The organism is Kribbella catacumbae DSM 19601 (assembly GCF_000372465.1).
GTDB lineage: Bacteria > Actinomycetota > Actinomycetes > Propionibacteriales > Kribbellaceae > Kribbella > Kribbella catacumbae.
On sequence record NZ_AQUZ01000032.1, the window covers coordinates 52,503 to 69,226 of the forward strand.

Genomic DNA, 16,724 nt, shown 5'->3' on the forward strand with positions numbered 1-16,724 from the left:
TCACTGGTGTGATGTCGGGACGGTCCTTTCACTGCCCTTCGAATCACGGTTAACAGTCGCCGCGAGTCGCAGAGCGAGGGCCGGGCAGGCCAGTACTGCGCGGCGCGCACTCGCCAGCTCACCGCGGGTGATCTCGCGGCCACGGAGGACCGGGAATCCCCACTCGTCAAGCCAGACGTCGTCGGGCAGCAGCGTGCCGCAGAGCCCGTGGCCGTCGCAGCGGGTCCAGTCGATCTCCAGCTTCTTCACCACTTACCTCCAGGTACCGGCAGTACTCCCCGGACCGGGCGGCCGCAGCCGCCGGCCAGATGCTGCCGGACGTCGTCGTCGAAGACCTCGAGTGCCGACACGAGGAACCTTGCCGATCCATCGGGGTGGGCGCAGGCGCCTCTCCCCGGTACGAGCCCGAGGTGGCGCTGGGCGTCGTGCCAGCCGGCTGGGTCTCCTGCAAGCAGCCGCTCAAAGTCGTCGACCAGTGCGGCGAGACCGAACACACAGGGACCGCACTGACCAGCTGACTGGCTCGCGAGCCACTGGGCGACCCGGTGCGCCTCGCCGAGCGGGCAGGTGTCCGTACCGAGCGCGAGGATGATCCCGGCGCCGCCGGACGTCTCTGGTCGACTCGAGTCATTGGGCAGCCACTTCCCGTGGTAGCCGCCGACCAGAACAGGGCCCTGCGATGCGCCGGCAAAGCGTAGTAGTGCCTCCAGCGGTGTCCCGGTGGGAGTCTCGACAACTCCTGGGCGCTCTACCGAGCCATCGATCGTCAGCAACTGAGTGCCGGGCTCGCTGATCAGCCCGGTACTACTGAACTCATGCGAGCCGAGTCTGGCCAGTACTGCGAGCTGGGCGAAGGTGTCCACGTTCGACAAGAAGGTCGGGCGCCGGTGGTACCCCTTCCTCGTCGGCAGCACCTTCCGCCCGGGCGGAACCGATGGGCCGCCTTCGAGCACACTCAGCACGGCCCGGGCCTCACCGGCGACGAACCGCCCGGGTGTGTCGGCTACTTGAACCTCCACACCATCCTGGCGCTCCAGTAGCGCAGTACGAACCGATGCGGCGGCCGCGGCATCGTGGACGGCCACTATGACCAGCGGAGCCTTCAGAGCCCGCGCGAGCCCGGTGGCGCCATCCAGTACCAGGTGAGGCGCCATGGTCAGCAGCAGACGGTCCTTGCGGCTGACTGGCTCGCTCTCGGAGCCGTTGACGACTACTGCCTCGATGCCCCTGGCTGGGAGGTCGGCAAGCTTCAGTGCGACCGGGAAGGCGGCTCCTCCGCGGCCACGCAGACCAACAGCCGTCGCCAACTCGCTGTAGGACTCCCTGGTGAGCTCGGGCAGCGGACCGTGCGTCTGTAGATGCCTTTGAAGGTCAGCGCGCCCGTCCTGGAGCCCGGCGAGGAGTCGCGGCTCTCCGATCGCGCGGAGTGGGGTCGGCGTCTCTTGCAGGATCGTCATGAGGCCCTCACTAGGCGAGCTGTGGTCCTATTCCGAAGGCGTACAGCGACAGATGCACCGACGGCCGCCATGCACGCGACAGTGATCGCGAGCATCCAGGGCGTCCCCCGATCGGTGCCGGCCAGCAGGCTGTGGCCGATCGACAGGAGCCAGCCGACGGAGGCGGCGATGTGGATCGAGCGCCAGTGCCTGGTGAACGCTTCGGATCGAGCCAGCCGTCCCCTAGCCGCTCCGACGACCGCAGCGACGACCAGTGCGTAGAAGGCCAGTACCCCGACCGTCATGGCCAACGGCCGGTAGCCGGAGCCGAATGGCCACACGATGACGGCGGCGCTGATGTCGACGAAGCTGTCGCAGATCACGGCCACCACGTGAGCAATCAAGAGCAGCAAGCCGGTGACTGCTGCCGACCGATGCACGTACTGCAGCCAGAACCGTCGCTCTGGCCCTCGGCTGCCCGATCCCAGGGCGCCGAGGGAGGCAGCCAGGGTGAAGAAGATCAGGGCCATCACGCCGGCGGCGCGGGCCAGGTACCAAAGGGTCATCAGGCGGCCTTGCTCGCGGCGGGCCAGCCAGACAGCTCGGTGACCTCACCATCGTCGGCCACCAGACGTGCCGGGTGCCCGGCCAGAGTCAGGCGCCCAAGAGCCGCCTCGCCGGTGGCGACGAGCGCAGTACTGAAGGTGTTGGCTCGTACTGCGGTCGGCGCCCACACCGACGCTGTACGCCAGCGGCCGTCTGCGGGCCGTCCGGTGCGCGGGTCGATGACGTGGTGGGCATAACCGCCGGGGGTTGCCCAGCTCCGCGCAGTACGGGTTGAGGTGGTCAGGCCTCCGTGGGCGAGGGTTACTGCGACACCTTGCTCGCCTTCGCGTTCTGCTACCCGGATGACCCAGGGTTCGGCCGGCGTACCGGCGGCACGGAGGTCACCACCGATCTCGACCAGTACTGCGCAGCCGTGGCGCTTGCTGAGGACCAGGGCGGCTCTGTCAGCGGTCCAGGCCTTGGCCGTGGCACCCAGGTCTAGAGAGGTTCCCTCGGGGATGCCGACCATGGCGACCTTGCGGTTGAGCCTGACCTGCTGCCAGCCGGGTGCCGGGCTCGTGGGTTCGGTGGGCTTGGCCAGCCGGGCCCGGACAGTCTCGATGTCGCTGTCGTAGCCAGCGGCCAGTACTGCGGCTCCTACAGTCGGGTCGACTGCACCGCCGCTCATGGAGGCCGCGACGAGGCTTACGTCGACCAGGTCGACCAGCAGGCGCGAGACGGGGACCATGGAGCCGGCGCGGGTGTTGACCGCCGACAGCTCGGAGTCCGGTCTGAAGCGGCTAGCTGCTTTGTCTACGCGATCCATCAGTGCCTTGAGAGCACCAGCGGCCGCACCGAGTACTACGGGGTCGTCGACAGTCAGGCGGACTGTGCAGCTCCAGGCCTGCCAGGTGCGTGAGGCAGTCATGATCCGTTGCTCCCGCCCTGTACCGGCGCGTCCTGCTGCGCCGAACCGAGGCCGCTGCTGCTACTGCTGCCGCTGTCGTCGCTGGAGCTGCTGCCGCTATCAGAGCTGGTCGAACTGTCGTCGGAGCTCGAGGCCTGGGTGCCGCCGGAGGTGTCGGGCTGGCGCGCGGTCAGGATGCCGACGGCCAGGCCGGTCCCGGTGATCCCGAGGACGACGGTGGCGATGGCGGCCGCCGCCGATCTGCGCAGCCAGCGGGTGCGTTCTGGATGAGGATCGATCGCTGTGGTGACCATGCCCAGAAGCCTCGCGGCGGGGGCCTCAGGCGCACACCAAGAGAACCTCAAGCCGAGGTCAAGTTCTGCTGAGACTCGGCTGAGAAGCCCTCTCAGCCGACGCCGCTCAGCAGAAGCCGCGGACCTCCGGTGAGCAACTGGTCCGCTCATGCTTCTCGACCGCGTCGACCACCTCGGCGGACGCCTCGCCGAGCGCGACCATCCGGTCCTTGCCGAGGACATCGACGAACAGCTCGCGCACCCGGCCGGCATGAATCGGCGCACAGGCCTTGATCGCGGCCAGCCCTTCGTCGGTCAGCACGATCTCCGGGTAGCGGGACTCGCAGGCCTCCTTGCGGATCAGCCCCCGCTTCTCCATCCGGGTCAGGTGATGCGACATCCGGCTCTTCTCCCACTGGGTCGCCGCGCCCAGCTCGTACGCGCGCATCCGGCCGGTCTCGGACTCGGACAGGTTCACCAGGATCTCGAAGTCCGAAGCGGACAGGCCGAACTCCCGCTGCAGGTGCCGGGTCAGGTGCGTCTCCAGCGTCCGGCGCATCAACAGAAAGTTGCGCCAGGCCTTCTGCTCGTCGTCGTCGAGCCACGGTTCGTTCGCCACATCGATCATCCTACCCGATGGGGTTGACACATCAACCTAACGAGCTATGCTCATTCCGAGTTGACGCATCAACCTAAATCTCACAGCGCTGGATCAAGGAGAGTTCGGATGACAGACAAGAAGCTCATCGCCGTAGTCGGGGCCACCGGTTCGCAGGGCGGCGGGCTGGTGCAGGCGATCTTGGCCGACGCGGGCCAGCGGTTCGCAGTACGGGCGCTGACGCGGAACGCGCGGTCCGAGAAGTCGCTGGCCCTGGTGGCCGCCGGCGCCGAGGTGGTCGAGGCGGATCTGGACGACGAGGCGAGTCTGCGGAAGGCGTTCGACGGCGCTGATGGCGCGTTCGTGGTGACCAACTACTGGGTCGAGCGGACTCGGGCGGAAGAGGCTGCCCGGACTCGTGCGGAGATGGAGCTCAAGCAGGCGGAGAACGCCGCCCGGGCCGCCAAGGACGCCGGCGTCGCGCACGTGATCTGGTCGACGCTGGAGGACACCCGGCTGCACTTCGGCGAGACCGATCGGGTGCCGAGCCTCGATGACGGCCGCTACAAGGTGCCGCACTTCGACGCGAAGGGCGAGGCCAACGAACTGTTCACCAAGTACGGCCTGCCGACGACGTTCCTGCAGACCACCTTCTATTTCAACGCGCTCCTGCAGGGCATGGGCCCGGTCCGCGGTGAGGACGGCAAGCTCGTCCTGACCCTGCCAATGGCGGATCAGCCGCTGTCCGGCATCGCCCCCGAGGACATCGGCAAGGCGGCGCTCGCCATCTTCGCCCGCGGCGACGAGTTCATCGGCCGGACGGTGAGCATCGCCGGCGACCACTCGACCGGCCAGGAGTACGCGACCGCACTCAGCGACGTACTCGGCGAGCAGGTCACCTACCAGCCCTACACCTGGGACGCCTTCCGCCAACTCGGCTTCCCGATGGCCGTCGAGTTCGCCAACATGTTCCAGTACTACGCCGAAGACTCAGCCCGCTTCACCGCCAACCGCGACCTCGAGGTAGTCCGCGAACTGACCCCGGAAGTCCAGTCCCTCACCACCTGGCTCGACCAGCACAAGGACGAGCTCAAAGCGACCGTTGCCTGAGGCCCCGATCGCGTTCGTGGTTGTTGGCGCACAGCCGGGCCGCGAGCTCTAGCTCTGCGCGCGCCTCTGGTCGCCGTCCGAGCCGGGCCAGCAGTTCCCCGCGCACGGTCGGCACCAGATGCGAACCGGGGAGCCGATCCAAGGCGATCAGTCGAGCGCGCCACGGATCGATACGCCCCCGCAGAATCTTTCGCCCCGACGCAGCCGATCCCGCCGCCCTCGCGGCTTGCCGTGGTCGGGTGCGCCGGCCTGATCCTGTACTGCGTGGATCTGGCCGGCGCGTTGGCTCCATGAGAGTCACTTCAGCACATCGGCGGTCTCCTTGCTGTTGGTGGACTTGGCGGTGCGCAGCGTTGCGGCGGCGAGGACGGCGCCGGCTGCGGCGATGACGGCGGCGCCGAGGAATGCGGCGGAGTATCCGCCGGTCAGCGCGCCGGGGTCGCCCAACTGGTCGGCGCCGGCTGCCGCGGCGACCGCTGTCATGGCTGCCAGGCCGAGCGCGGAGCCGATCTGGTAGCTGGTGTTCACGATTCCTGAGGCCAGGCCTCCTTCTTCGGGCCGCGCCGAGGAAAGGGCGATGCCGAGGCTGGGGATGAAGGCGAGCGACATGCCTGCCGCGGCGATCAACGAAGCCGGCAGGACGTCGACCCAGAAGGACCCGGTGGATCGGATCAAGGACAGGCCGGCCAGCCCGGCGGTGAGCACCGTCATGCCGGTGATCAGGGTCCGCTTCGGACCGAAGCGGGCGATGAACCGCGGTGCGACCACGATCATCCCGAGCATGATGAAAGTTGTCATCGGCAACAAGGCGGAACCGCTGGGGAAGGCGCTCAGGCCGAGCACCTGCTGGAGGTACAGGTTCAGGAAGAACCACATCGGTACCCAGGCAGCTCCCAGCAGCAGTTGGGCGACGTTGGCCGCGGCCAGGTTCGGGGCGCGGAAGATCGCGAGCCGCATCAGCGGTTCGGAGCGACGGGCCTGTACCGCCACGAAGGCAACCAGTAGCGCGACAGCCGCCGCTCCGACCAGCAGAGTCTCGCCGCTCGCCCATCCCGCTTCCGGTGCGCGGACGATCGCGTACACAGCAGCACCGATACCGCCCGTGGCAGTCAGTGCGCCTACGAGGTCAACGCTGCCGCGTCGAGCGACCGCGGCCGGCATCAGGGCGGGAGTGGCCAGCAGTACGGCGATTGCGATCGGGATGTTCAGGTAGAACACCCATGGCCAGCTCGCGTACTCGGTGATCACGCCACCGAGAAACACTCCAGCCGTACCGCCGGCCGGTGCCGCGGCGCCATAGAGGGCCAGCGCCTTGGTCAACTCCTTCGGCTCGGAGCCGAACAACATCATCAACAACGTCAGCGCCGATGGGGCAATCAGTGCCGCGCCAACACCCTGGACCGCCCGGCCGGCCAACTCCAGGCCGACACCGTTTGCCGCACCGGCGAGAACCGATCCCGCAAGCAGGACGATCCAGCCGGCCGAGAAGATCCGGCGTGCGCCGAAGAGGTCGGACAGCCGCCCGCCAAGGAGCAGCAGGCCGCCGAACGCGACCACATAGGCATTGAACACCCACGACAACGCCTGTGGNGNGAAGCCAAGATCCGNCCGTATCTCNGGNAGCGCGACTCCGATGATCGACGTGTCCATGATGACCATGAACTGCGCCGCGGCGATCAGACCGAGCGCCCACCAGCGACGCGACGCCGAACGCGTGACTCCAGCTGTAGAACTCATGACAACATCCTCTCTAGTACCCCAGGGGGGTATCGAATCGAGAGGAATTTAGCATGCCGGAGCTGATACCAGTAGGGGGTATCCAAAAGGCGCGACGTCGACGGTCCCGGACGCATATCGTCGGCGTATCGAGAACCGCATACGTGCGGGCAACACCGCGCTGCCTTGACTGGAGCGATGTCCTACAGAAGATCAAGGCGCTGCTGCTTGGGGTTGCGGGCGTGAGGGTGACCGTTGGGCCTATCAGTGCCGCTGAGCACCTGGCGTTCACACAGACGCAGCGGTCGGTCAGCTTTCTGCAGACGCCGGCGTGGGGGCGGGTCAAGACCGAGTGGCGTAGTGAGTCGCTTGGTTGGTACGACGGTCGGCAGCTGGTCGGTGCTGGGCTTGTGCTGCATCGGCCGGTGCCGCGGCTTGAGCGGTTCACGCTGGCTTACCTGGCGGAGGGGCCGGCCATCGACTGGACCGGCGAGATCGGTGCGTGGCTTGACCCGCTGGCGGTTTATCTCAAGGCGCACGGTGCGTTCGCGATCCGGCTTTGCCCGCCGGTGCGCACGAACACCTGGGCCGCCGGGCAGGTCAAGGACGGAATCGCCGACCCGGACATCAATCGGCTTACCGACATGCCCAGCCTGCAGACCGATTCGGTCGGGGCCCGCGTGACCAGCCAGCTCAGGGATGCCGGCTGGTTGCCGCAGAGCCCCGAGGACGGCTTCGGGGCCGGGCAGCCGCAGTACATGTTTGAGATTTCGCTGTCTGGCAAGACCGAGGCCGACTTGCTGAAGGGCATGAACCAGCAGTGGCGCCGAAACATCAAGAAGGCGGCCAAGGAGGGCGTCGAGGTCAGCGTCGGTGAGGACCTGAAGGCGTTCCACGACCTCTACGTCCACACCGCCGAGCGCGACCACTTCACTCCCCGGCCGCTGAGCTACTTCGAGACCATGTTCGCGGCGATGAGCGCCGAGGACCCCGAGCGGATCAAGCTCTACCTGGCCCACCACGAGGGCAAACTGGTCGCAGCGACCATCCTGGTTCGCGTCGGCGGCCACGCGTGGTACTCCTACGGCGCCTCCTCCACTGAGAAGCGCGAGGTGCGCGGCTCCAACGCCTGCCAGTGGGCGATGATCCGCGACTCGCTGGCAGCCGGCTGCGACGTCTACGACCTCCGCGGCATCACCCCCACCCTCGACGCTGACGATCCGCACGTCGGGTTGATCCAGTTCAAGGTCGGTACCGGCGGTCAGGCGGTGAGGTACGTCGGCGAGTGGGACCTGCCGCTGCGACCGATGGCTTACCGGGCCTTCGACCTGTACATGACGCGACGCGGGGCCATCAGGCGGCGTGGACGATGACCACCGGAACACGTTGACAGGGTGAAGAAGGCACTTCGAAGGTGAGGGCTCCTGGGGCCGGATCGTTGCCAACGACCATCAAGCTCAACTCCTGTCAGAGCGTTGACTGATGGCGCGCTCGCGCCGCTGCCGGGCCCGGATGTACAAGACGCGGCTCACGAACCCGGCGGCGAGAGCGAGAAGACAGAGGTTGTAGGCCACGCCTCCAGTCAAGACAGCGCGGTGTATCGCCGGCATATCGGAAATCTCATACGTACCGGCTACATCTCGTTGCCTTGACTGGAAGGCATGACCTACAGCGAACCAGCACGAACAGCGGCCCGCCGCACCGGATCGCTGGCGGCCTGGTCCTCCTCGGCCGTCCTGACCACGCGAATCACCATCTATGGCTGCGAGCCGGACGAGGAAGTCTTGTTCCGGGAGTTGGCGCCTCGCTTCGGCGTCATGCCCACCATCACCGAGGAAGCGGTATCCGAAGCCACCGTCGACCTGGCATCAGGCAGCCGATGCATCAGCGTCGGCCACAAGGCTCAGATCACCAACTCCACTCTCCTTGCGCTCAGCCGGGCCGGCGTCGCGTACATCTCCACCAGAAGCATTGGTTACAACCATCTCGAGGTGGAGTACGCGGAGAGCGTCGGCATCTGTGTCGAGAACGTCGCCTACTCCCCCGACAGCGTGGCCGACTACACGCTGATGCTGATCCTGATGGCGGTACGAAACGCAAAAAGCACCCTCCGCCGGGCCGATGTTCATGACTACCGGCTGAACGAGGTCCGCGGGAAAGACCTCCGCGATCTGACCGTCGGGGTCATCGGAACAGGACGCATCGGCGCCGCAGTCATGGACAGGTTGCGCGGTTTCGGCTGCCGGGTGCTGGCCTATGACACTCACCCCAGGACGTCTGCAGACTACGTTCCCCTCGATGAATTGCTGCGGCTGAGCGACGTGGTGACACTGCATACCCCGCTCACCCCCGAGACCCACCATCTCCTGAATCGCCAACGGATCGCGCAACTGAAACCCGGCGCGTTCATTGTCAACACCGGACGCGGGCCGCTTCTTGATACCGAGGCCCTGGTTGCGGCCTTGGAAAGCGGCCGCTTGGGTGGCGCGGCTCTGGATGTCCTCGAAGGAGAGGAAGGAATCTTCTACGCCGATCGCAGCACCAACCCCATCGACAGCAAACCACTGGTGCGGCTGCAAGAACTGCCGAACGTGATCATCAGCCCGCACACCGCCTACTACACCGACCGCGCCCTGAGCGACACCGTCGAGAACTCCATCATCAATTGCCTGAAGTACGAACGCAGAAAGCAGCAGTGGATATGAAGATCGGAATCATCTTCGGAGGCTTCTCCGAAGAACACGACATCTCCGTCAAGTCTGCCCGGGAGGTCGCGAAGAACCTCGATACCGACGTCTTCGAGCCGTTCTACCTCGGGATCACGAAGAGCGGCGCCTGGAAGCTTTGTGACGGCCCCGGCGAGAACTGGGAGAACGGCAACTGCCGTCCGGTCATGCTGTCACCGGACCGAAACGTCCACGGACTCCTCGTCCTGGACCAGGGGAAGTACGAAACGATCCGCCTGGACCTGGTGTTGCCCGTGCTGCACGGCAAACTCGGCGAGGACGGTGGGATCCAAGGTCTGCTGGAGCTCTCCGGCATCCCGTACGTCGGCTGCGATATCCAGAGCTCGGCGCTGTGCATGGACAAGTCGCTGACCTACCTGGTCGCCAGAAGCGCGGGAATCGCCACGCCGAACTTCTGGACCGTCACGGCGGACGAGAAGATCCCCACCGACCAGCTGACCTATCCCGTCTTCGTGAAGCCGGCCCGCTCGGGGTCGTCTTTCGGTGTCAGCAAGGTTGCCCGGGAAGAGGACCTGCCGGGTGCGGTGGACGCCGCCCGAGAGTACGACTCGAAGGTACTGATCGAAGAGGCTGTCATCGGCACCGAGATCGGCTGTGCCGTCCTGGGGAACGATCAGGATCTGATCACCGGTGAGGTGGACCAGATCACGCTGTCGCACGGCTTCTTCAAGATCCATCAGGAGAGTACGCCGGAAAGCGGTTCGGACAACTCGGCAGTGACCGTCCCTGCCGACATTTCGGCCACCTCGCGCTCACTCGTTCAGGACACCGCGAAGGCCGTCTATCGCGCACTGGGATGCAGAGGGCTGTCGCGGGTGGATCTGTTCCTCACCGAGGACGGAAAGGTCGTCCTCAACGAGGTCAACACCTTGCCCGGCCTGACCTCGTACAGCCGCTATCCGAGAATGATGACCGCGGCCGGACTGTCGCGTGCCGACGTGATCGACCGGCTGGTGTCCTTGGCTTTGGCGGGAAAGAGCCGATGAAGGCGGACTTCGTTTTTGTGGACGAGTTCGTGCCCGGACTGCGCTGGGATGCCAAGTACGCCACCTGGGACAACTTCACCGGAAAGCCGGTGGATGGCTACCTCGCCAACCGGATCGTCGGCACGAGTGCGTTGTGCGTAGCCCTGGAAAGCGCGCAGGAGAAGGCCGAATCCCTTGGCCTGGGCTTGCTGCTCTGGGACGGCTATCGCCCGCAACGCGCCGTGGACAACTTTCTGCGGTGGTCCAGGCAGCCGGAGGACGGCCGGACGAAGCGGCGGCACTATCCGAATATCGGCAGAGCCGAGATGGTCCACAAAGGATATGTGTCCGCCAGGTCCGGCCACAGTCGCGGCAGCACCGTCGACCTGACGCTCTATCACCTGGATTCCGGTGAGCTTGCCGCCATGGGCGGTGACCATGACTTGATGGACCCGATCTCACATCATGGAGCCCCGGGAATTACGCCGGCCGAGGCGCAGAACCGCCACCATCTGTGTTCTGTGATGGAGGCCTGCGGTTTCCATCGGTACGACTCCGAGTGGTGGCACTACACCTTGAATGATGAGCCTTACCCGGACACCTACTTTGATTTCCCGATCACCTTGAACCGGTACCAACTCGGCCGGCGCGCGTGACGGCGCCGCGGGTCGTGGTCGCCGGCGGCCATTCGGCCGGGCACATCGAGCCCATGATGAACTTCGCCGACGCGCTGCGCCGGCTGGAGCCGACGGCCGAGGTCACCGCCCTCGGCACCGTCCGCGGCCTGGACACCACGCTCATCCCGGCCCGCGGTTACCCGCTCGAGCTCATCCCGCCGGTGCCGCTGCAGCGCAAACTGAACCGGGATCTACTGCGAACGCCGGGCAGGCTGCGCGACTCGGTACTGGCGGCTGGGGCCGTGCTCGACCGTGTGCGGGCCGAGGTCGTGGTGGGCTTCGGCGGCTACGTGGCCGCGCCGGCCTACCTCGCCGCCCACAGGCGGGGCTTGCCGATCGTCGTCCACGAAGCGAATGCCCTGCCCGGCGTGGCCAATCGGCTGGCGGCCCGGATGACGGCGCACGTGTTCACCGCCGCGCCGAGTGTCCGGCTGGCTCATGCCACCGCCATCGGGATCCCGCTGCGGCCGGCGATCACTGGGCTCGACCGACCCGCGCTGCGCGACGCAGCCCGGCAGCGGTTCGGTCTGCGACTCGACCGCCCGGTACTGCTGGTCACCGGCGGTTCGCAGGGTGCCCGGGCGATCAACGCCGCGGTGTCCGGCGCAGCAGCGGCGTTGCGGGCGAGCGGCGTACAGGTGCTGCACATCACTGGGCCGCAGCATGTGGTCGAGGTGGAGACCGGCGATACGCCGTACGTCGTCCTCCCCTACGTCGACGAGATGCAGTACGCCTACGCCGCGGCCGACTTCGTGATCTGCCGCTCAGGGGCGATGACGTGTGCCGAGCTGGCCGCTGTCGGTTTGCCGGCCGCGTATGTCCCGCTGCCGCTGCGCGGTGGTGAGCAGCGCCTGAACGCCGAGCCGGTAGTCGCGGCCGGCGGGGCACTACTCGTCGACGACGCCGACCTTGCCCCGGCCTGGATCGAGTCCACGCTGATCTCAGTACTCACCGATCCCGCGCGGATCGCGGCGATGTCGGCCCGGGCGTCGGCGGCCGGCGCGCTGGACGCGGACGTCGTCCTGGCCCGGCACGTGCTCAGAGCGATCGCCGGACGACGGACGTTCGCATCCTGAGCATCACGGCCGCCACGTACGACGTACCGGAAGGTCAGTGAGCTGGCGCGGCGGGGAGTCGCACCGTGATGCGGAGCCCGCCATCGGGCCGGGGCTTCATGGTGAGGGTACCGTCGTGCGCCTGGGCGATGCTTTTCACGATCGCCAGGCCGAGGCCGACACCCGCGTGGTCGGTGCGGACGCGTTGGGTGCCGCGCTGGAACGGTTCGGTGAGGGTCGAGACCACCTGCGGGGAGAGTTTCTCGCCGGTGTTCTCGACTTTGAGCACCACGGACCCGGACCGAACGCTCGTCGTGACCCACACCATGCCTTGTTCCGGCAGATTGTGGACGACCGCGTTGTGCACGAGGTTCGTTGTCAGCTGCAACAAAAGCGGGTAGGAGCCGATGGTGGGGGCCGGCTCACCGGAGGTCTCGATGGTGACGCCGTGCTTCTCCGCTTGCGGAAGCAGCGTTTCGGTGGCCTCCTCCGCCGCGAGGGACAGGTCGACGTCTTCCCGGGTGAAGGAGCGCTGGTTGGCACGGCTGAGCAGCAGCAAGGCCTCGGTGAGGTCGATCGCCCGGGTATTGACGTGGTGGAGGCGGTCGACGAGGTCGCCGGGGTCGCGGCCCGGATCGTTGCGGGCCACCTCCAGCAGGGTCTGCGTGATCGCCAGCGGGGTGCGCAGTTCGTGGGAGGCGTTCGCCGCGAACCTCTTCTGCTCGGCGTCGTGTGCTTCGAGCTGCGCGAGCATGGTGTCGAAGGAGTCGGCGAGTTCGCGGAACTCGTCATTGCGGCCTTCCAGCAGGACCCGGTGGGACAGCGATCCGTTCGCGGCCAGCCGGGTGGCATTCGTGATGCGGGTCAGCGGCGCGAGCATGCTGCCGGCCAGGAGCCATCCCCCCACCAGACCGAACACCAGCAACAACGCCAGCATGACGCCCACCCTCGGGAGGAACGCAACCACCAGATCGCCGCGGTCGGGAGAGGCTGGCCAGGGGCGGAGGCCGCTGCCAGGCTCGGGCTTGGCGATCACGTCAGGGACGTAACGCAGGAGGAAAACCCACACCGCCGCAAGCAGCACGGCGCCGGAGATCATGATGACGCCGGCGTAGCTGAGAGTCAGTTTGAGGCGAACACTCCAACCCTGCTCCCTATCCACGATCCCCATCCTCGCGTCCGGTGCCGGACGCTGTCTCGATGCGGTAGCCGACACCGAGCACGGTGGCGATGATCGAAGGTTCTCCGAGGCGTTTACGCAAGGCCGAGACTGTGATGCGTACGGCGTTGGTGAAGGGGTCAGCGTTCTCGTCCCAGGCCCGTTCCAGCAGCTCTTCCGCGCTGATGACACCGCCCTCCGCGGCGACCAGGACCTCCAGTACGGCGAACTGCTTCCGGGTGAGCGCGACGTACCGACCGTCCCGATAGACCTCGCGGCGGAACGGATCCAGCCGCAGGCCCGCGATCTCTCGCACCGGCGGCCTGCTGAGGCTGCGCCTGCGGTCGAGTGCCCGGAGCCTGAGCACCAGCTCCTGCAGCTCGAACGGCTTGGTGAGGTAGTCGTCGGCACCGAGCTCGAACCCGGAGGCCTTGTCGTCGATCCGGTCGGCGGCGGTGAGCATCAGGATCGGCATACCGGTGCCGGAGGCAACGATGCTCTCGGCGACCTCGTCACCGGAGGGACCGGGAATGTCCCGGTCGAGGACGGCGATGTCGTAGGCATTGATACTCAACAGCTCCAGAGCGGTGTCCCCGTCACCGGCGATGTCGGCCGCGATCGCCTCCAGCCGCAGCCCGTCCCGGATGGCCTCGGCCATCAGGGGCTCGTCTTCGACCACCAACACACGCATGTCCCCCATGCTACGAGGCGAAACATATCGTCCGTATATCGAAAACCCCCTACGATCCGACAACACCGCGGTGCCTTGACTGGCAAGCATGACTCAAACCGCGACAGCTCGAAGAACGACCCGCAGGACGCTCAAACCGTACGCCGTCGGCCTGGTGGTCGTCACTGCGGCCATCATCGGAGTCGTCCACCAGACCTCGGCGCTCTCGTTCAGTGACGTCCTTCGCAGCGACCCCGGGACTACGGCTACCGAGAAGGACGGCGTCCTCCCCGCCAGCGTGACCGTCTTCGATGACCGGCATCCCGGCGTCGCCAACCTCGACACCGACCTGCTCAAGGCGCTGCGCGAAGCGGCGACGGATGCCTCCGCCAACGGCATCAAGTTCTACGTCAACAGCGGATGGCGCTCACCGGCGTACCAGACTCAGCTTCTTCGCGAGACGGTCGCCAAGCGCGGCTCGGAGGAGGAAGCTGCCCGATGGGTCGCCACTCCGGACAAGTCTGCCCATGTGGCCGGGAAGGCGGTCGACATCGGGCGCTCCGACGCCACGGCGTGGCTGTCGGAACACGGCGCGAAGTACGGGCTGTGCCAGATCTACGCCAATGAGCCTTGGCATTACGAGCTGCGCCCCGAGGCGGTCGAACATGGTTGCCCAGCCATGTATCCCGACCCCACGCACGATCCGCGAATGCAGCATTGACAGCTGACGCCACCACGGCGTTAGCCCAGCGGAGTACCGGAGCTGCTCTAGGGGGCTGCCAGGGTCAGGTGGACTGAGGAGCCGGTGGGGAGGTTGGGGTGGATGGTGAGGCGGCCGCCGGCGGCTTCGGCGCAGCGGCGGGCGATGTCCAGGCCCAAGCCAGTGGAGCCGCGATCGCTGCGGCCCCGTTCTCCGGCTCCTAGCGGGATACCCGGGCCTTCGTCGGCCACCACGATCAGTACGCCGTCGCTGCCGCCGACAGGCTGGCGGGTGAGGATGATGCGCGCAGGTGTGCCGTCGGGAGTGTGCGCGACGACGTTCTCCACCAGTGCGTCGATGGCGGCGGCCAGGTCTTCTGCAGAGGCCCGGACCATCGCCGGTGGCTGCAGTTCGAGGACGAGCTCACGGCCCTGGTCCTCGAACAGTGGCTCCCAGAAGGCGGCCCGCTGCCGAGTCACCTCCACTGCGTCGCAGTGCGGCACCCGGCCTTCGCGTTGCGGGCGGCGGGCCGCTTTGATGACCGCGGTCAACGTGCGTTCGAGAGTGTTGACCTGAATGTTGAGTTCTTCGGCTCGCTCACGGTCGGGCAGGGCTTCCACCTGCAGCCGGAGCGCGGTGAGCGGAGTACGGAGTCGATGGGAGAGGTCTGCGACGGCTTCGCGCTCTACTGCGATGACTTCGTCGATGCGGTCGGCGAGACCGTTGAGCGCGGCCCCTACTTTGGCGACTTCCGCCGGGCCGGTTGTCGGGGCTCGTGCGTCGACGTCGCCCTTGGCCAGGCGTTCCGCAGTACGGGCTGTCTCTTCGAGGGGCCGGGCTAGGCGGCGGGAGACCAGCTCTGCGCCGAGGATGCTCAGGAGCAGGACGAGCAGGCTGCCGGCCAGGAGGACGAGGATGCGCGGGACCAGGCCGTCGTACAGCTCCTCGGCGGTCAGGTAGAGGCAGATGGAGGCGGGGCCGGCCGCAGTACCGACGCTAAGCTCTGCTGCCTTGCCGCCGCCGACACTGCGCAACGAGGTCGGCGTGAGCTTCGGCGGACCGGGCTTGTCCTCGCCACCGTCGTAGCCGGCGGGCAGTGGCTTGGGTGCCGTGACTCCGCCGGGTGGCGGGTCGCCGAGCGTCGTACCGTCGGGCATGCGGACCGAGACACGGCCGGGGGCGTCGCCTTGGATGTCATCGATGTACGCCTGGATGTCGGCTGCAGTGTGGTCCTTGTCGCCGACGTAATTGGCAATGGTCTCCGCCCGGTAGCGAGCGGCCTTCATAGAGTCGTCAGCTGCCGCGTTCCGCATCAGGATGGTCAGCGGTACTGCGAACGCGAGCACCACCAGGGTGGTCATACCGACCGAGAGCAGCAGGATCCGGCGGCGCATGGTCAGCCCGCCTCTGGGGGTGCGAGCTTGACGCCCACGCCGCGCACGCTGTGCAGGAAGCGTGGCTCGGCAGCGGTCTCACCGAGCTTGCGGCGCAGCCAGGAGAGGTGGATGTCGACAGTACGGTCGCCGCCTCCCCAGGGCAGGCCCCAGACCTCGGCCAGCAACTCCCGCTTCGTCACGACCGCGCCCGCCCGTCGCGAGAGAGCCAGCAGGAGGTCGAATTCCTTGCGGGTCAGATCGACGGGCTGGCCGTCGACGGACACCTCGCGGCTGCGCGGGTCGATGGAGAGCGCGCCAAGGCTGAGCACCGACTCGCCTGGCTGGTCGGGACCGCCACGGCGCAGTACGGCCCGGATCCTCGCGTCGATCTGAGCGGAACTGAACGGCTTGATCACATAGTCGTCGGCGCCGGCGTCGAGCAGTTTCACCACGCTCGCGTCGTCGTCCCGGGCCGTCGCGACGATCACCGGCACGTCGCTGACCGCGCGGACCATCGCGAGCACGTCCCGGCCGTCGAGATCGGGCAGCCCGAGATCGAGCAACATCACGTCGGGCTTGTCCCGGGCGACGGACGCGACTCCGTCCGCTCCACTGGCGAGCGCCGTGACGGCATGCCCGGCAGCCGTGAGCGACTTGCTCAGCGACGTCCGGATCGCGTCATCATCCTCGACCAGCAGCACCCTCGCCATGGGGTGAGCGTAGTGCGCCGGACCGCCACCACTCATGAACCTCTGGTTCGAACCGCCCG

General features: G+C 67.1%; 18 protein-coding genes. 7 read left to right on the top strand and 11 right to left on the bottom strand.

All coding sequences use genetic code 11. The features are described 5' to 3' along the window. The 6 genes from A3ES_RS0128540 to A3ES_RS0128565 all read right to left on the bottom strand — a co-directional run bounded on the left by A3ES_RS0128540 (position 1) and on the right by A3ES_RS0128565 (position 3,810). Entirely contained in the window at positions 1-249 is a 249-nt protein-coding gene (locus A3ES_RS0128540) for a ferredoxin (protein WP_020390262.1), read from the bottom strand. Then, positions 246-1,457 (bottom strand): NADH-ubiquinone oxidoreductase-F iron-sulfur binding region domain-containing protein, encoded by a 1,212-nt coding sequence (locus tag A3ES_RS0128545; RefSeq protein WP_020390263.1) that lies wholly within the window; start codon positions 1,455-1,457, stop codon positions 246-248. Before A3ES_RS0128545 ends, A3ES_RS0128540 begins: the two co-directional genes overlap by 4 nt. Continuing rightward, positions 1,454-2,002: a ferric reductase-like transmembrane domain-containing protein gene (locus A3ES_RS0128550; RefSeq protein ID WP_020390264.1), complete on the bottom strand. Its 549-nt coding sequence runs from the start codon at positions 2,000-2,002 to the stop codon at positions 1,454-1,456. Before A3ES_RS0128550 ends, A3ES_RS0128545 begins: the two co-directional genes overlap by 4 nt. Next, positions 2,002-2,910: an FAD:protein FMN transferase gene (locus A3ES_RS0128555; RefSeq protein WP_020390265.1), complete on the bottom strand. Its 909-nt coding sequence runs from the start codon at positions 2,908-2,910 to the stop codon at positions 2,002-2,004. The genes A3ES_RS0128550 and A3ES_RS0128555 overlap by 1 nt, the downstream gene beginning before the upstream one ends. Then, a complete protein-coding gene (locus A3ES_RS55615; RefSeq protein WP_020390266.1) occupies positions 2,907-3,203 on the bottom strand; it encodes a hypothetical protein in 297 nt (98 codons plus the stop codon). The genes A3ES_RS0128555 and A3ES_RS55615 overlap by 4 nt, the downstream gene beginning before the upstream one ends. 106 nt (positions 3,204-3,309) lie before the next feature. Continuing rightward, positions 3,310-3,810: a MarR family winged helix-turn-helix transcriptional regulator gene (locus tag A3ES_RS0128565; protein WP_020390267.1), complete on the bottom strand. Its 501-nt coding sequence runs from the start codon at positions 3,808-3,810 to the stop codon at positions 3,310-3,312. Between the two features lie 99 nt (positions 3,811-3,909). Here A3ES_RS0128565 and A3ES_RS0128570 point away from each other — a divergent pair, with 99 nt between their 5' ends. Beyond that, complete coding sequence (locus A3ES_RS0128570; RefSeq protein WP_020390268.1) at positions 3,910-4,890, top strand: NmrA/HSCARG family protein; 981 nt, start codon at positions 3,910-3,912, stop codon at positions 4,888-4,890. Positions 4,891-5,187: 297 nt separating this feature from the next. On the opposite strand, the gene A3ES_RS0128575 is transcribed toward A3ES_RS0128570, so the two are convergent. Beyond that, complete coding sequence (locus A3ES_RS0128575) at positions 5,188-6,627, bottom strand: MFS transporter (RefSeq protein WP_020390269.1); 1,440 nt, start codon at positions 6,625-6,627, stop codon at positions 5,188-5,190. Between the two features lie 221 nt (positions 6,628-6,848). On the opposite strand from A3ES_RS0128575, the gene A3ES_RS0128580 reads away from it, so the two are divergent. The 5 genes from A3ES_RS0128580 to A3ES_RS0128605 all read left to right on the top strand — a co-directional run bounded on the left by A3ES_RS0128580 (position 6,849) and on the right by A3ES_RS0128605 (position 12,071). Continuing rightward, a complete protein-coding gene (locus A3ES_RS0128580) occupies positions 6,849-7,979 on the top strand; it encodes a lipid II:glycine glycyltransferase FemX (protein ID WP_085955583.1) in 1,131 nt (376 codons plus the stop codon). Between the two features lie 288 nt (positions 7,980-8,267). Next, complete coding sequence (locus tag A3ES_RS0128590) at positions 8,268-9,311, top strand: D-isomer specific 2-hydroxyacid dehydrogenase family protein (protein ID WP_020390272.1); 1,044 nt, start codon at positions 8,268-8,270, stop codon at positions 9,309-9,311. Further along, entirely contained in the window at positions 9,308-10,339 is a 1,032-nt protein-coding gene (gene vanA / locus A3ES_RS0128595; protein ID WP_020390273.1) for a D-alanine--(R)-lactate ligase, read from the top strand. The genes A3ES_RS0128590 and vanA overlap by 4 nt, the downstream gene beginning before the upstream one ends. Further along, a complete protein-coding gene (gene vanX / locus A3ES_RS0128600) occupies positions 10,336-10,974 on the top strand; it encodes a D-Ala-D-Ala dipeptidase VanX (protein ID WP_020390274.1) in 639 nt (212 codons plus the stop codon). Before vanA ends, vanX begins: the two co-directional genes overlap by 4 nt. Then, entirely contained in the window at positions 10,971-12,071 is a 1,101-nt protein-coding gene (locus tag A3ES_RS0128605) for a UDP-N-acetylglucosamine--N-acetylmuramyl-(pentapeptide) pyrophosphoryl-undecaprenol N-acetylglucosamine transferase (RefSeq protein ID WP_020390275.1), read from the top strand. Before vanX ends, A3ES_RS0128605 begins: the two co-directional genes overlap by 4 nt. A 34-nt stretch (positions 12,072-12,105) precedes the next feature. Here the strand turns inward: A3ES_RS0128605 and A3ES_RS0128610 are convergent, their stop codons facing one another. Together A3ES_RS0128610 and A3ES_RS0128615 are read right to left on the bottom strand one after the other, a co-directional pair. Then, positions 12,106-13,212 (bottom strand): sensor histidine kinase, encoded by a 1,107-nt coding sequence (locus tag A3ES_RS0128610; protein ID WP_020390276.1) that lies wholly within the window; start codon positions 13,210-13,212, stop codon positions 12,106-12,108. After that, positions 13,205-13,900 carry a response regulator transcription factor gene (locus A3ES_RS0128615; RefSeq protein WP_020390277.1) on the bottom strand — a complete coding sequence of 232 codons (696 nt, stop codon included), beginning with the start codon at positions 13,898-13,900 and terminating at the stop codon, positions 13,205-13,207. The genes A3ES_RS0128610 and A3ES_RS0128615 overlap by 8 nt, the downstream gene beginning before the upstream one ends. An 88-nt stretch (positions 13,901-13,988) precedes the next feature. Here A3ES_RS0128615 and A3ES_RS0128620 point away from each other — a divergent pair, with 88 nt between their 5' ends. Further along, positions 13,989-14,600, top strand: a complete 612-nt coding sequence (locus tag A3ES_RS0128620; protein ID WP_026163288.1) for a M15 family metallopeptidase — start codon at positions 13,989-13,991, stop codon at positions 14,598-14,600. A 47-nt stretch (positions 14,601-14,647) separates the two neighbouring features. Here the strand turns inward: A3ES_RS0128620 and A3ES_RS0128625 are convergent, their stop codons facing one another. Both A3ES_RS0128625 and A3ES_RS0128630 read right to left on the bottom strand, forming a co-directional pair. Beyond that, a complete protein-coding gene (locus tag A3ES_RS0128625) occupies positions 14,648-15,973 on the bottom strand; it encodes a HAMP domain-containing sensor histidine kinase (protein WP_020390279.1) in 1,326 nt (441 codons plus the stop codon). A 2-nt stretch (positions 15,974-15,975) separates the two neighbouring features. Next, positions 15,976-16,665 (bottom strand): response regulator transcription factor, encoded by a 690-nt coding sequence (locus tag A3ES_RS0128630; protein ID WP_020390280.1) that lies wholly within the window; start codon positions 16,663-16,665, stop codon positions 15,976-15,978. Positions 16,666-16,724 lie beyond the last annotated feature (59 nt).

Coding starts and splice junctions, on each gene's coding strand:
- A3ES_RS0128545 (WP_020390263.1), bottom strand. CDS start 1,457: ATGACGATCCTGCAAGAGACGCCGACCCCACTCCGCGCGATCGGAGAG.
- A3ES_RS0128550 (WP_020390264.1), bottom strand. CDS start 2,002: ATGACCCTTTGGTACCTGGCCCGCGCCGCCGGCGTGATGGCCCTGATC.
- A3ES_RS0128555 (WP_020390265.1), bottom strand. CDS start 2,910: ATGACTGCCTCACGCACCTGGCAGGCCTGGAGCTGCACAGTCCGCCTG.
- A3ES_RS55615 (WP_020390266.1), bottom strand. CDS start 3,203: ATGGTCACCACAGCGATCGATCCTCATCCAGAACGCACCCGCTGGCTG.
- A3ES_RS0128565 (WP_020390267.1), bottom strand. CDS start 3,810: ATGATCGATGTGGCGAACGAACCGTGGCTCGACGACGACGAGCAGAAG.
- A3ES_RS0128570 (WP_020390268.1), top strand. CDS start 3,910: ATGACAGACAAGAAGCTCATCGCCGTAGTCGGGGCCACCGGTTCGCAG.
- A3ES_RS0128590 (WP_020390272.1), top strand. CDS start 8,268: ATGACCTACAGCGAACCAGCACGAACAGCGGCCCGCCGCACCGGATCG.
- vanA (WP_020390273.1), top strand. CDS start 9,308: ATGAAGATCGGAATCATCTTCGGAGGCTTCTCCGAAGAACACGACATC.
- vanX (WP_020390274.1), top strand. CDS start 10,336: ATGAAGGCGGACTTCGTTTTTGTGGACGAGTTCGTGCCCGGACTGCGC.
- A3ES_RS0128615 (WP_020390277.1), bottom strand. CDS start 13,900: ATGCGTGTGTTGGTGGTCGAAGACGAGCCCCTGATGGCCGAGGCCATC.
- A3ES_RS0128620 (WP_026163288.1), top strand. CDS start 13,989: ATGACTCAAACCGCGACAGCTCGAAGAACGACCCGCAGGACGCTCAAA.
- A3ES_RS0128625 (WP_020390279.1), bottom strand. CDS start 15,973: ATGCGCCGCCGGATCCTGCTGCTCTCGGTCGGTATGACCACCCTGGTG.
- A3ES_RS0128630 (WP_020390280.1), bottom strand. CDS start 16,665: ATGGCGAGGGTGCTGCTGGTCGAGGATGATGACGCGATCCGGACGTCG.